We start from the raw sequence: 13826 nt of genomic DNA on the forward strand, positions 1-13826 counted from the left end.
GGACCCGGTAATGGCAAATCACAGCCGTGCAGGCCAACCTGCACAACAAAGCGATTTGATTAACGTCGCTCAGCTGACCGCGCAGTATTACGTGCTGAAGCCGGTCGTGGGCAACGCAGAACACGCAGTGAAGTTTGGTACATCTGGTCACCGCGGCAGCGCGGCGCGCCATAGCTTTAACGAACCGCACATTCTGGCCATTGCTCAGGCCATTGCGGAAGAGCGCGCTAAAAACGGCGTTACCGGTCCGTGCTACGTGGGGAAAGATACCCATGCCCTGTCTGAACCGGCGTTCATCTCTGTGGTGGAAGTGCTGGCGGCAAACGGCGTTGATGTGATTGTTCAGGAGAACAACGGCTTCACCCCAACGCCTGCGGTCTCTAACGCCATCCTGGTGCACAACAAAAAAGGTGGCGCGCTGGCTGACGGTATCGTTATCACGCCATCCCACAACCCGCCGGAAGACGGTGGTATCAAATATAACCCGCCTAACGGTGGCCCGGCAGACACCAACGTCACCAAAGTGGTGGAGGATCGCGCGAACGCGCTGCTGGCTGATGACCTGAAAGGCGTGAAGCGCATCTCTCTGGATGCGGCCATGGCGTCCGGTCACGTGAAAGAGCTGGATCTGGTTCAGCCGTTCGTGGAAGGCCTGGCGGATATCGTCGATATGGCGGCCATCCAGAAAGCCGGCCTCAAGCTGGGCGTGGATCCGCTGGGCGGCTCCGGTATCGAATACTGGAAACGTATCGCCGAGCACTACAAGCTGGATCTGACCATCGTCAACGATCACGTCGATCAGACCTTCCGCTTTATGCACCTGGACAAAGACGGCGCGATCCGTATGGACTGCTCCTCCGAGTGCGCGATGGCGGGCCTGCTGGCGCTGCGTGATAAATTCGATCTGGCGTTTGCTAACGACCCCGATTATGACCGTCACGGTATCGTCACCCCTGCCGGGCTGATGAACCCGAACCACTATCTTGCGGTCGCAATTAACTATCTGTTCCAGCACCGCCCGCAGTGGGGTAAAGAGGTGGCCGTCGGTAAAACGCTGGTTTCCTCCGCGATGATCGACCGCGTGGTTGAGGCGCTGGGCCGCAAGCTGGTGGAAGTGCCGGTGGGCTTCAAATGGTTTGTTGACGGTCTGCACGACGGCAGCTTCGGCTTCGGCGGTGAAGAGAGTGCGGGCGCATCTTTCCTGCGTTTCGACGGCACGCCATGGTCAACCGATAAAGACGGCATCATCATGTGCCTGCTGGCGGCGGAAATCACCGCGGTCACCGGTAAGAACCCGCAGGAACATTACAACGAGCTGGCGGCACGCTTTGGTGCACCAAGCTATAACCGTATTCAGGCCAGCGCGACGTCAGCCCAGAAAGCGGCCCTCTCCAAACTCTCACCGGAGATGGTCAGCGCAAGCACCCTGGCGGGCGACCCGATCACCGCACGTCTGACGGCGGCACCGGGTAACGGCGCCTCCATTGGTGGACTGAAAGTGATGACTGAAAACGGCTGGTTCGCCGCTCGCCCATCCGGCACGGAAGATGCGTATAAAATCTATTGCGAAAGCTTCCTCGGCGCTGATCATCGTCAGCAGATTGAGAAAGAAGCGGTAGAGATTGTCAGCGAAGTGCTGAAAAACGCGTAAGTGCGGTTTGGGTGCGGGCTGATGCCCTCATCCTGACCCTCTCCCGAAGGGAGAGGGAGAAAACAATAAAACGGCAACCCTTGGGTTGCCGTTTTGCTTTGACCTAACTGTGCTTGTTCTTCAATTCAAACCGTGGTGACACCAGACCGTACAGCGTCCAGCCCATAAAGGTTACCATTGCCCCGTAGAGCATAGCTTCCTGGCCCGATGAGTAGAGCGCATAGAAGCTGTAAATCGCGCCAATCAGCGCCACGATATTGGCCGCGCGCGCTTTGCGCGGATCCACCTTCGCCACTTTCTGAATGATCACCAGCGCCGCCATCGACAGAATATACGGAATGATGTTCGTCACGACCGCCAGGTTGACCAGCACGTTGAACTGGCTGTTCAGCGACGGGCTAATGGTCATCAGCGACAATCCGCTCTGGAAGATGACAATCGCCAGCATGCCCTGCACCGGCGCATCGGCTTTGGTCACGCGGGAGAAGATTTTTGGGAAGTAACCTTCATCAGCCGAGGATTTAAACACCTGCGCGATGGTGAACTGCCAGCCAAGGAGTGAACCGCAGCACGACATGACCATCAGACCCATAATCACTTTCCCGACTTCCGGCGTGAACATCTGCGCGAAGGCCAGTCCGAACGGTGCCGTAGAGTTAGCAAGTTCCATGTTTGGCACAATCCCGGCAATCACGTTAGTCGAGACGATATAGATCACCGCCGCGCCCAGCGTACCGCCGAGGACCGCAATCGGCACGTTCTTTTCAGGGTTATCAACCACTTCTGCGTTCGCACAGGCGGATTCCAGACCGAGGAAGGCCCAGAGCGTCATGGCGATAGAAGAGCCGACTGCGCTGAAGAACGGCACATGGTGCGGGTTCCAGGAGTTGGCGTACAGGGTCGGGCTGAACCAGAACCAGCCGATGATGCACAGGCCGACAACCGGGATAATCACGCCCCAGACGGTGATGCTGGAGAGCTGTCCGGTGATACGTGCGCCGCCAAAGTTAGCCACGGTGCAGATCCACAGCACGCCGATGGTGGCCAGGCCAATCTGTACCGGGCTGAGCGTCACGCCAAACAGCTCCGTACCGTAGCCCACGGCGGAGATGGCAATCGCCACGTTGGCGATCAGCAGTGACACCCCGTAGGTATAGTTGGCCATAAAGTTGCCAGACTTACCAAAGGCATACTCGGCGTAGCCCCCCATGCCGCCTGACTTGCGGCTGAACATCCCGCACTTGGCAAACGCCCACGCCAGCGCCATTGAGCCTACGGCGGTCACCAGCCAGGAGATGATAGAGATGGTACCCACCTCAGCCAGTTTGGTTGGCAGCATGATAATCCCGGAGCCCATCATGTTCACCATGGTGAGGATAGTTAGCTGCACCACGCCCATCTTATTGGACTTACTCATAATTTCTCTCCTTTCAGCAGCGCGGGCTGAGCGGCGGGTTGTTTGATGACGTTACAGCGAACCTGTTTGCGGCCCTCGCACTCTTCGACGTACACACCCTGCAGCTCCGGCGCGAAGCCCGGCAGCAGGTTGATGCCTTCTTCCAGCGCCGCGAAGTAGCGCAGCACGGAGCCGCCCCAGACCTCCCCAGGGACCACGCACAATACCCCCGGCGGATAAGGAAGGGCGCCTTCCGCGGCGATGCGGCCTTCCGCGTCGCGCAGTGAAACCAGTTCAACTTCACCGCGCAGATAGGCGTAGTTGGCGTCCTGCGGGCTCATCATCACGCGTGGGAAATGGGACTTGCGGAACATCTCTTTCTGCAGCTGCTTCACGTTGTGGCGGGCATACAGGTCATGCATCTCCTGGCAGATCTGGCGCAGGGTGTAATCCGCGTAACGTTCCGGATGCTGTTTGTAGAGAGAAGGCAGGACGTCTTTCAGCGGAACATCGCTCTCGAGCAGTTTTTCGAAGCGCACCAGCTGCGCCACCAGCTGCTGCAGTTTGCCCATATCTTCCGCAGGCGTGAGCAGGAACAGGATCGAGTTGAGATCGCATTTTTCCGGCACGATGCCGTTTTCACGCAGGAAGTTAGCGAGGATAGTGGCGGGCACGCCGAAGTCGTCATACTCCCCGGTGCGGGCGTTAATGCCCGGCGTGGTTAGCAGGAGCTTGCACGGGTCGATAAAATACTGATGCTCGGCGTAGCCTTCAAAGGCGTGCCAGTTTTCACCCGGTACGAAGTGGAAGAAGCGCAGATCGGTCGCAATTTCCGCCGTGTCCCAGCTTTCCCACGGACGGCCATCCACCGTCTCCGGCACGAAGGGGCGCAGATAATGGCAGTTTTCCAGGATCAGCTTGCGCGCTTCGATACCGTTCACCACGCAGTCCATCCACATGTTGCGGCCGCTCTGGCCTTCATGCATCTTGGCGTTAATGTCCAGCGCGGCAAACAGCGGATAAAACGGGCTGGTGGAGGCGTGCATCATAAAGGCATTATTCAGCCGCTTGTGCGGGACATAGCGCTGCTGTCCTTTGATGTGGCTGTCTTTTTTATGGATTTGCGAGGTCTGGGAGAAGCCTGCCTGCTGTTTATGCACGGACTGGGTAACCAAAATCCCCGGGTCGTTTTCGTTCAGCTCCAGCAGCAGCGGAGAGCAGTCGGCCATCATCGGGATAAACTGCTCGTAACCCACCCAGGCGGAGTCAAACAGGATGTAATCACACAGGTGCCCAATCTTATCCACCACCTGACGGGCGTTGTAGATGGTGCCATCGTAAGTACCGAGCTGGATCACCGCCAGACGGAACGGACGCGCATCGCGCGCACGGCCCGGTGCAACTTCGGCCACCAGCTCGCGCAGGTACTGTTCTTCAAAACAGTGGGCGTCAATGCCGCCGATAAAGCCGTACGGGTTGCGCGCGGTTTCCAGATAGACCGGCGTTGCACCTGCCTGGAGGAGGGCACCGTGATGGTTGGATTTGTGGTTGTTGCGGTCGAACAGCACCAGGTCGCCCGGCGTGAGCAGGGCGTTAAGTACCACTTTGTTGGATGACGAGGTGCCGTTCAGCACGAAGTAGGTCTTATCGGCATTAAAGACCTTCGCCGCATGTTGCTGCGCAATGCACGGCGCGCCTTCGTGAATCAGCAGATCGCCCATCGCCACGTCGGCGTTACACAGGTCGGAGCGGAAAAGCGTCTCGCCAAAGAAATCAACGAACTGATTGCCGGCAGGATGGCGGCGGAAGAACTGGCCGCCCTGATGGCCCGGGCAGTCAAACGCGCTGTTGCCCTGCTTCACGTAGTCGACCAGGGCGCGGAAAAACAGCGGGCGCAGCTGGGTTTCATACTTTTGGGCCGCTGCTTCCAGCTGGCGTCCATAAAAGTCGTTGCTGGTGTCTGAATACTCAAATACGCCATGAATGCGCGATAAATAGTCTGCCGGAATGAATTCTTCTTTCTGCGTCGCGACAAATACGGGAATGCCAAAACCGGTGGCTTCTATTTCGTCCAGTATCCCGCCGGTAATATCACTGACCGCCAGAACAATAGCGGCGACATCGATATAATCAGAGGCTCTGACATCCACCAGTTCACGCTGGGTGGTAAAGCAATCAGGACAAGCGCGGCTGGCTGCGATTTTTAAACTTTTCATCTTTCTCTCTTTATTTTAGGTAATAAGCGTCCCTCGATTTCTTGCAAGAAAGAAATCGATAATTTTCCGGAAAAAAAGCAAAGGGTGGCCGCTGATTAAAATCAGTACATTGCTTTTTTGATGATTGAAATTCAGTCCGCCCGGTGCGGATGAGTCTGAATCAAGATGAATGAGCGCACGAGTTCACAGGCAAAGACCTGTAAAATAAGATGTTTCAGGATAACCTGTAAGCGAGTGCGCCAGAAGTCGAAGGACTACCGGGCATTAAAGAGATGAAAGTCAAAGCAGTTTCGGTGGGCAAACATCATGATATGCGTTGTCCGCCTTATATGGGGCATTAAGCGATTGTTGTTTTCCATGTTTCATTTTCCTTTCAGTAATTGAAAGCATGGTCATTTTATCCAGGAAAAAGCGATTAACTGTGAACGAGATCACCGTTAACCGATCAATTCAGAAATAAATATTCATTTTGGATGAATATGGCAGATCAAAATTCTGATTTGTTGGTGTTGCGTTAACAGGTTGTATTATCAATGTTTTAAATGAGCAAAAATAGCCCGTAAAAATAACGTATGGGTTATTTGTGAAATATTGTCTGAGGTATTTCGGTTTTATTTAAAAATAAAATGAATAGTTATTCAAAGCATAAACCGATAACCGATACCGGTTTCAGTTAATAGATGGCGAGGGCGAGCGGGGTCGACTTCGAGTTTCTGACGAAGATGTCCCATATATATGCGTAAATAGTGACTATGCTCCACGGCGTTGGGTCCCCACACCTGACTTAACAGCTGGCGCTGGGTGAGAACCTTGCCGTGGTTGTTGAGCAGCACGGCGAGCAGGCGAAACTCGATTGGCGTGAGGTGAATTTCCTCTTCGCCGCGCACAATGCGCCGCGCGGCCAGGTCAACCCGGATATCCCCAAACGCGTAGGTTGGATCGGCAGGCGTGGTGGCGCTGTGGCGACGCAGCGCCACGCGAAGGCGAGCCTGAAGCTCGCCGATACCAAACGGTTTAATCAGATAGTCATCCGCCCCGGCATCCAGCGCGGCGATTTTATCCGTCTCTTCAGTACGGGCGGAGAGCACGAGGATCGGCATCTGGCTCCACTGGCGGACTTCACGAATAAAATCGATGCCGTCGCCGTCCGGGAGTCCAAGATCGAGGATCACCAGGTCCGGCTTGCGGGTGGCGGCCTCAATTAAACCCCGCTGAAGCGTACCCGCATCATGAACGCGCAGACCGTCTCCTTCCAGCGCAGCGCGCAGAAAACGGCTAATGGCGATCTCATCTTCAACAATCAGAACGTTGATCACAAATCCTCTGGTAATTCATTAAGTTCTGGCGGGGTTTCCAGAGGAAGTGTAACACAAAACCGCGCGCCGCCTTCGGGACGATTCACTGCGGAAATGGACCCGCCGTGGACGTCAATGATCGCCTGGCATATTGCCAGCCCCAGCCCCACGCCCGGAATGGCCGACTCCTTATTGCCGCGTGCGAATTTCTCGAAAATAGCCAACTCCTGCCCGGCTGGAATGCCGGGGCCGGTATCCCAGACGTTAAGGCGAAGCGCGCCATCTTCCACTGTCGCATCAACGCCAATTTGAGCACTGGCGCCCGCATATTTGCCGGCATTTTCCAGCAGGTTGATCAGCACCCGTTCAAACAGCGGACCATCGACATGAATTAACGTCAGGGGCTCGGGCATGTTCAGCGCGATATGTCGCCCGCCCAGACCGGGTTCGAGCATTTTCAGCGCGCTGCCCACCACCTCTTCCAGCGTGAGCCACTCTTTTTTGAGGTTAAAACCGCCCGACTGGATACGCGCCATGTCGAGCAGGTTATTCACCAGGCGCGTGGTATTCAGCACATGCTGGCGGATCTCGCTGGCCTGAAGGGCATGTTTAGAGCCTTCCGCCGCCAGGTCCAGCGTCAGAATTTCTGACTGGCCGAACAGGACGGTGAGCGGGGTACGCAGATCGTGAGACAGCGCCGCCAGCAGCGAGTTACGAATGCTTTCACGCTCGCTCGCCAGACGGGCCTGTTCCTCGCTGGCGGTGAGGGCCAGCCTCTCCAGCGCGCTGGCCACCAGTAGGGTAAAGGTCTCCAGCAGTCTCTGCTGTTCGGGGATCATCAGCTGGCGCAGGTTGGAAGGCTCCACGATGACCAGCCCCTGATTTTTATCGGCGCTGCGCAGCGGCAGAATTTGATAGGGAACGCCGGGGAGGGTGTCGGTCCCTGCGCCCGCCGGTAAGCCTTTGTCAAAGCTCCAGCGCGCGATGGCTTCGTCCCAGGGCGTCATGCCTGAGGCCGACGTCAGCGGGCGCAGCTTGCCGTGTTCGTCCGGAAGTAAAATCAGGTTGCTGGCATGAAACGTCGAGCGGATAAACTGCTCGCTGGTCTGTACGATATCCAGCGGCGTGCGGCCCACCGCCAGCGATTTCGACATCTCATAGAGATGGCGCGTGCGCTGTTCGCGATAGCGGGCGATACGCGCCTGATAGCGCACGCCCGCCGTCAGATTGCCGATCACCAGCCCGACGGTGAGCATCACGGCAAAGGTGAGGATGTACTGCACGTCCGAGACGGCGAGCGTCCCGCGGGGAGCAATAAAGAACAGATCGAAGCTGATGACGTTAATCACCGTCGCCAGGACCGACGGCCAGCGCCCGTAAAAGAGCGCCACCACCACCACGCCGAGAAGGTAGATCATCACCAGGTTGGCGGCGTCAAACGCAATCAGCCACTGGCTGGCAATCACGGTAATCAGGGCGCAGAGCACGACGGCGACAAGACAGCCGCGAAGCTGAATGCGCCATTTATCGCTGAAGGTGCGGCTGTCCGGCGCACGATTGGGTAAGGGGGTAGGTTTGTCGTCCAGCGCCACGATCACCAGATCCAGATCCGGCGCGCGACGGGCCAGCTTGTCGGCAAATGATTCGCGGCTAAACCAGCGGCGATGCTGACGACGACCAATGACGATTTTCCCCAGGTTATGCTCGCGCGCGTAGCGCAGAATGGCTTTATCTTCCTGAGGATCGGAAAGGGTGGCGGTTTCCGCACCCAGCTCCTGCGCAAGGCGCAGCGAACTCAGTATCGCGCGACGCTGGTTTTCGGGCAGCGCGTGCAGCTGCGGCGTTTCGACATACACCGCATGCCAGACGCTGCCAAATTTGGCAGCCAGGCGCGCGGCGGTGCGGACAAGCTTTTCATTGCCGCTGCCGTGGCCCACGCACAGCAGGATGGCGTCCCGCGTGTGCCAGACGCGTTCCTGGCCCTGCAGGTCGCGCCAGGCGCGCATCTGATCGTCCACCCGGTCGGCGGTTCGGCGCAGGGCCAGCTCGCGCAGGGCTATCAGGTTGCCTTTACGGAAGAAATGTTCGATGGCGCGCTCGGCCTGACCGGCGATATAGACTTTGCCTTCGTGCAGGCGCTGGCGCAAATCATCGGGCGGCAGGTCGACCAGCACCACCTCGTCTGCGGAATCGAAGAAGGGATCGGGCACTGTTTCGCGCACCTGAATGCCGGTCACGCCGCTGACCACGTCGTTCAGGCTTTCGAGATGCTGAACGTTAACCGTCGTGAACACATCGATACCGGCTTCAAGTAACTCTTCAACGTCCTGCCAGCGTTTGGGGTGGCGCGAGCCTGGCGCATTGCTGTGCGCCAGCTCGTCCATCAGGATAAGCGCGGGGCGGCGGGCGAGGGCGGCATCGAGATCGAATTCAGTGACTAACCGACCGCGATGGCTGATGCGGCGGGGCGGCTGGGTTGCCAGCCCCTTCAGCAGTGATGCCGTCTCTTTACGTCCGTGGGTTTCAACCACGCCGATCAGAATATCGAGCCCCTGCGCCCGAAGCCGCTGGGCTTCCGTCAGCATAGCGAAGGTTTTCCCGACGCCCGCGCAGGCGCCGAAGAAAATTTTCAGTTTGCCGCGATGGGCTTCAGCCGTCTGTTCAAGCAGCCTGTCCGGATCCGGGCGCATGGGCTCGTCGGTCATTTAGTTTTTCCTTAGCGCGTCCAGCGCCAGATTCAGCTCAACAATATTTACCACGGGCATGCCGATGAAGCTGACCAGCGGCTTTTGCGTGTGCACGGCAATCAGCTGGCTCACCTGTTCGACGGTCAGCTGACGGGCGGCGGCGACGCGCGGGATCTGCCATGCCACGGCTGCTGGCGTCAGGCTGTAGTCCAGCCCGCTGGCCGAGGCGGTCACCAGCTCCACGGGAACGTCACGGCTGGCCTGTGGATTCGCGGCACGCAGGGCAGCCACGCGCTCAGTAACGGCTTTATCAAGCTCGGGGTTGCTGCCCGCCAGGTTACTGCCGCCGGATGCCATCGGATTATACGGGCTTTCGGCAGTGGCGGAAGGGCGTCCCTGGAAGTAGCGGGCATCCGTAAAGTTCTGACCAATCAGGCGAGACCCGCGGTTTTCACCGTTTTGCATAATCAGCGAGCCGTTAGCCTGATCCTTAAACCACCACTGGCCCAGCGCGGTGGTCACCAGCGGGTACAGCCCGCCGGTAATGAGAGACAGCAGAATAAACAGAAGTATAGCGGGGCGTAACATCGTCATTTGATTCACCTTTTAAACCAGGCCGAACAGCGTCAACAGCAGGTCGATAACCTTGATGCCGACGAAGGGCACCACCAGCCCGCCCAGGCCGTAAATCCACAGGTTGCGGCGCAGCATGGCCGCCGCCGTGAGCGGCTTATAGCTCACGCCCTTCAGCGCCAGCGGGATCAGGAAGACAATAATCAGGGCGTTAAAGATCACTGCGCTCAGAATGGCCGAGGCCGGAGAATGCAGGTGCATTACGTTCAGGGCGTTTAATTGCGGATAGGTCGCAGCAAACGCGGCCGGAATGATGGCGAAATACTTCGCCACGTCGTTAGCGATACTGAACGTGGTCAGCGAGCCGCGCGTCATCAGCATCTGCTTGCCGATGTGTACCACTTCAATCAGTTTGGTCGGGTTAGAGTCGAGGTCGACCATGTTGCCCGCCTCTTTGGCTGCCTGCGTACCGGAGTTCATCGCCACCGCCACGTCGGCCTGCGCGAGGGCTGGAGCATCGTTGGTCCCGTCACCGGTCATCGCCACCAGACGGCCTTCCGCCTGATACTGACGAATCAGTGCCAGCTTGGCTTCCGGTGTGGCTTCGGAAAGGAAATCATCCACGCCCGCTTCGGCGGCAATCGCCGCGGCGGTAAGACGGTTATCCCCGGTGATCATCACCGTTTTGATCCCCATCTTACGCAGCTGGGCAAAGCGCTCCTTGATGCCGCCTTTGACGATATCCTTCAGCGCAATCACCCCGAGTACGCGCGCGCCTTCGGCCACCACCAGCGGCGTTGCCCCCTGACGGGCCACGCTTTCAACCAGGTTGTCCACTTCCGGTGGGAAGTGACCGTTGTTGGCCTCGATGTGGCGGCGGATCGCGTCAACCGAGCCTTTACGGATCATGCGATCCTGGATGTTGATGCCGCTCATGCGGGTTTGCGCCGTGAAGGGTACGAACGTGGCGTGCAGGCTCTGAACGTCGCGCTGGCGCAGGTTAAAGCGCTGCTTGGCGAGGATCACAATGCTGCGGCCTTCCGGGGTTTCATCAGCAAGCGAGGAGAGCTGCGCGGCATCCGCCAGCGTTTTTTCATCCACGCCCGGTGCGGGTAGGAAATCTGACGCCTGACGGTTACCGAGGGTAATGGTCCCGGTTTTATCCAGCAGCAACACATCCACGTCACCGGCGGCTTCTACAGCACGCCCGCTGGTGGCGATGACGTTGGCACCGAGCATGCGGCTCATGCCGGCCACACCGATGGCCGACAGCAGGCCGCCGATGGTGGTGGGGATCAGACAAACCAGCAGCGCCACCAGCACCGTGACGGTGACCGCGGTACCGCCATACGCAGAGAACGGCCACAGCGTCGCGGTTGCCAGCAGGAAGACAATGGTCAAGGCCACCAGCAGGATGGTCAGGGCAATTTCGTTTGGCGTTTTACGGCGCTGTGCGCCTTCCACCATGGCGATCATCCTGTCGAGGAAGGTTTCACCCGGGTTAACGCTGCACTGGATCACCAGCCAGTCGGAGAGAATGCGCGTCCCGCCCGTCACGGAGGCGAAATCACCGCCGGATTCACGGATAACCGGCGCGGATTCCCCGGTGATGGCGCTTTCATCCACCGATGCGCCCCCTTCAATGACTTCGCCGTCGCAAGGGATGATGTCACCGGCTTCAACCAGCACCACATCGCCTTTACGCAGTTCATCTGCCGGAACGTGGTCCATCTGAGCGCCGTATTTCGGTTCCCGTAGCTTGCGCGCGAAGGCGGTTTTTTTCACCCCTTTCAGGCTGTTGGCCTGGGCTTTACTCCGGCCTTCCGCCAGCGCTTCCGCAAAGTTGGCGAACAGCACGGTAAACCACAGCCACAGGCTGATGGCGCCGGTAAACATCGCATTTCCCGGCATATGGCCCGTTCCCATGGCAATCGCCAGGGCGGTGGTCAGGACGCTTCCCGCCCAGACGATAAACATCACCGGGTTGTGCCACTGCACGCGCGGGCTCAGCTTTTTCACCGCATCCATGAGCGCCTGGCGAACTAATGACGGTTCGAACAGGGCCAGTTGTTTACGACTCATGACAATTTCTCCGCAAAATCAGCGTAAAGAGAGGTATTCCGCGACCGGGCCTAACGCGAGGGCGGGGATAAAGGTCAGGGCGCCGACCAGCAACACGGTGCCCGTCAGCAGGCCGATAAACAGCGCGCCGTGGGTCGGTAATGTCCCGGTAGTGGTCGGTTGGATTTTTTTGTTCACCAACGATCCGGCTATCGCCATAACCAGCACAATGATCCCGAAGCGGCCCACGAACATGCAGAACGCCAGCAGACAGTTCCAGAACGGAGAGTTGGCGCTTAGGCCTGCAAAGGCGCTGCCGTTGTTGTTGGCGGCAGAGGAGACGGCATACAGCACTTCACTAAAACCGTGAATGCCGGGGTTAAAGATGCCGCTGCGTCCGGCCTCGGTCATCAGCGCCAGCGCGGTGCCGAGCAGCACGAGAGCCGGGGTGACCAGAATCGCCAGCGCGGTTAATTTCATCTCGCGAACGTCGATTTTTTTACCCAGATATTCCGGCGTGCGGCCAATCATCAGACCGGCAATAAACACCGCCAGCAGCACGAACAGCAGCATGCCGTAAAGACCGGAGCCCACGCCGCCAAACACCACCTCGCCAATCTGCATCAGCCACATCGGGATCATGCCACCCAGCGCCGTAAAGGAATCATGCATGGCATTGACGGCCCCGCACGAAGCTGCCGTGGTGACCACCGCATACAGGCTGCTGGCGAGAATGCCAAAGCGGCTCTCTTTACCTTCCATGTTGATCGCGCTATCGGCACCGAGTGAGAGGAAGTGCGGGTTACCCTGCCATTCGGCCCACATCACCAGCGCAACACAGACCACAAAGATCAGCGACATGGTCCAGAGCAGGGTACGGCCCTGACGGCGATCGTTAACTACGTCACCAAAGGCAAAGCAGAGCGCGGCGGGGATCAGGAAAATCGCCAGCATCTGCACAAAATTAGTCAGGGCGGTCGGGTTTTCAAACGGGTGCGAGGAGTTGGCGTTGAAGAAGCCCCCGCCGTTCGTTCCGAGCATTTTGATGGCTTCCTGCGACGCCACTGGCCCCATCGGCAGGAGCTGTTTTGCGCCTTCCAGCGAGGTATATGGCGCGTAAGGCAGCAGGTTTTGCAGGCTGCCCTGCTGAATGAAGAACAGCGCGATCAGCAGCGCAATCGGCAGCAGGATCCACAGCGTAATGCGCGTCAGGTCTACCCATGCGTTACCCAGCGTACTCACTTTCTGACGCGCAAACGCACGCGTCAGCGCGAAGATCACCGCAATACCGCTGGCGGCAGAGAGGAAGTTCTGCACGGTTAGCCCGACCATCTGGCTGAAGTAGCTGAGCGTGGTTTCACCAGCATAGGACTGCCAGTTGGTGTTAGTGACAAAACTGACTGCCGTGTTAAGCGCGAGATGCCAGGACAGGCCCGGTAACTGTTGCGGATTCAAAGGCAGGATACCCTGCAACATCAGCATGGCAAAAAGCGCAATGAGCCCGACGATGTTCAGCAGCAGAATGGCGATCAGATAGTCACGCCAGTTCATCTCCCGATCGTCTATACCCAGTACGCGCCAGATCCCTTTTTCAACGCTTCCCGTTCCGGGCAGGGGAACGTTATTGATTAGCCGTGCCAGCCCCGAGCCCAGTGGCCTTGCCAGAACGAACAACACCACTAAGAAACTGGCAATAAGCAAAAACGCCTGAGCAGCCATCAGAATGCCTCCGCATTAATCAGGGCATAAACCAGATAACCCAATAACAGGAACACCAGCACGATGCCGGCAATAAGACCTGCACTCACAATCCACCTCCGGGTGACTTTTGTTGTTGTGCTAACGGTAGGATTTCTGGCGCAAAGATTTCGCAAAAATGAGAAGGGCGGGTGTAAAAAAAGTATAAAAATGGCAAAGCCCACAATTTAACTATTGATAAGTAAATCG

10 protein-coding genes are annotated in these 13826 nt (G+C 57.9%); 1 reads left to right on the plus strand and 9 read right to left on the minus strand.

The window, feature by feature from the left end:
• Positions 1-10: 10 nt before the first annotated feature.
• On the plus strand, positions 11-1651 hold the full coding sequence (gene pgm, locus LRM19_RS02140) for a phosphoglucomutase (alpha-D-glucose-1,6-bisphosphate-dependent) (protein ID WP_115874503.1): 1641 nt from the start codon (positions 11-13) through the stop codon (positions 1649-1651).
• A 103-nt stretch (positions 1652-1754) separates the two neighbouring features.
• On the opposite strand, the gene potE is transcribed toward pgm, so the two are convergent.
• The 9 genes from potE to kdpF all read right to left on the minus strand — a co-directional run bounded on the left by potE (position 1755) and on the right by kdpF (position 13687).
• Positions 1755-3068, minus strand: coding sequence for a putrescine-ornithine antiporter (potE, locus tag LRM19_RS02145; RefSeq protein ID WP_271367155.1), 1314 nt, complete (start codon positions 3066-3068; stop codon positions 1755-1757).
• A complete protein-coding gene (gene speF / locus LRM19_RS02150) occupies positions 3065-5263 on the minus strand; it encodes an ornithine decarboxylase SpeF (protein ID WP_271367156.1) in 2199 nt (732 codons plus the stop codon). The genes potE and speF overlap by 4 nt, the downstream gene beginning before the upstream one ends.
• Before the next feature lie 254 nt (positions 5264-5517).
• Positions 5518-5622: a leader peptide SpeFL gene (gene speFL, locus LRM19_RS02155; protein ID WP_003858645.1), complete on the minus strand. Its 105-nt coding sequence runs from the start codon at positions 5620-5622 to the stop codon at positions 5518-5520.
• Positions 5623-5901: 279 nt separating this feature from the next.
• Complete coding sequence (gene kdpE / locus LRM19_RS02160) at positions 5902-6579, minus strand: two-component system response regulator KdpE (RefSeq protein WP_047073924.1); 678 nt, start codon at positions 6577-6579, stop codon at positions 5902-5904.
• Positions 6576-9263 (minus strand): two-component system sensor histidine kinase KdpD, encoded by a 2688-nt coding sequence (kdpD, locus tag LRM19_RS02165; protein WP_136195354.1) that lies wholly within the window; start codon positions 9261-9263, stop codon positions 6576-6578. Before kdpD ends, kdpE begins: the two co-directional genes overlap by 4 nt.
• On the minus strand, positions 9264-9839 hold the full coding sequence (gene kdpC / locus LRM19_RS02170; RefSeq protein WP_271367158.1) for a potassium-transporting ATPase subunit KdpC: 576 nt from the start codon (positions 9837-9839) through the stop codon (positions 9264-9266). It lies immediately after the preceding gene.
• 12 nt (positions 9840-9851) lie between these two features.
• Entirely contained in the window at positions 9852-11900 is a 2049-nt protein-coding gene (gene kdpB / locus LRM19_RS02175) for a potassium-transporting ATPase subunit KdpB (RefSeq protein ID WP_136195356.1), read from the minus strand.
• A gap of 18 nt (positions 11901-11918) precedes the next feature.
• Positions 11919-13598 carry a potassium-transporting ATPase subunit KdpA gene (gene kdpA / locus LRM19_RS02180; RefSeq protein ID WP_271367160.1) on the minus strand — a complete coding sequence of 560 codons (1680 nt, stop codon included), beginning with the start codon at positions 13596-13598 and terminating at the stop codon, positions 11919-11921.
• The gene (gene kdpF / locus LRM19_RS02185) at positions 13598-13687 is read right to left on the minus strand and encodes a K(+)-transporting ATPase subunit F (protein ID WP_014069365.1); all 90 of its coding nucleotides are present in this window, start codon (positions 13685-13687) and stop codon (positions 13598-13600) included. Before kdpF ends, kdpA begins: the two co-directional genes overlap by 1 nt.
• Positions 13688-13826 lie beyond the last annotated feature (139 nt).

It is taken from the genome of Enterobacter sp. PI-10, assembly GCF_027947695.1.
GTDB classification, from domain to species: Bacteria; Pseudomonadota; Gammaproteobacteria; order Enterobacterales; family Enterobacteriaceae; genus Enterobacter; species Enterobacter vonholyi.

Bases quoted from the DNA above. Each gene is read 5' to 3' on its own strand.
- kdpA (WP_271367160.1), bottom strand. From the start codon at position 13,598: ATGGCTGCTCAGGCGTTTTTGCTTATTGCCAGTTTCTTAGTGGTGTTG.
- speFL (WP_003858645.1), bottom strand. From the start codon at position 5,622: ATGGAAAACAACAATCGCTTAATGCCCCATATAAGGCGGACAACGCAT.
- kdpB (WP_136195356.1), bottom strand. From the start codon at position 11,900: ATGAGTCGTAAACAACTGGCCCTGTTCGAACCGTCATTAGTTCGCCAG.
- kdpD (WP_136195354.1), bottom strand. From the start codon at position 9,263: ATGACCGACGAGCCCATGCGCCCGGATCCGGACAGGCTGCTTGAACAG.
- potE (WP_271367155.1), bottom strand. From the start codon at position 3,068: ATGAGTAAGTCCAATAAGATGGGCGTGGTGCAGCTAACTATCCTCACC.
- pgm (WP_115874503.1), top strand. From the start codon at position 11: ATGGCAAATCACAGCCGTGCAGGCCAACCTGCACAACAAAGCGATTTG.
- speF (WP_271367156.1), bottom strand. From the start codon at position 5,263: ATGAAAAGTTTAAAAATCGCAGCCAGCCGCGCTTGTCCTGATTGCTTT.
- kdpC (WP_271367158.1), bottom strand. From the start codon at position 9,839: ATGACGATGTTACGCCCCGCTATACTTCTGTTTATTCTGCTGTCTCTC.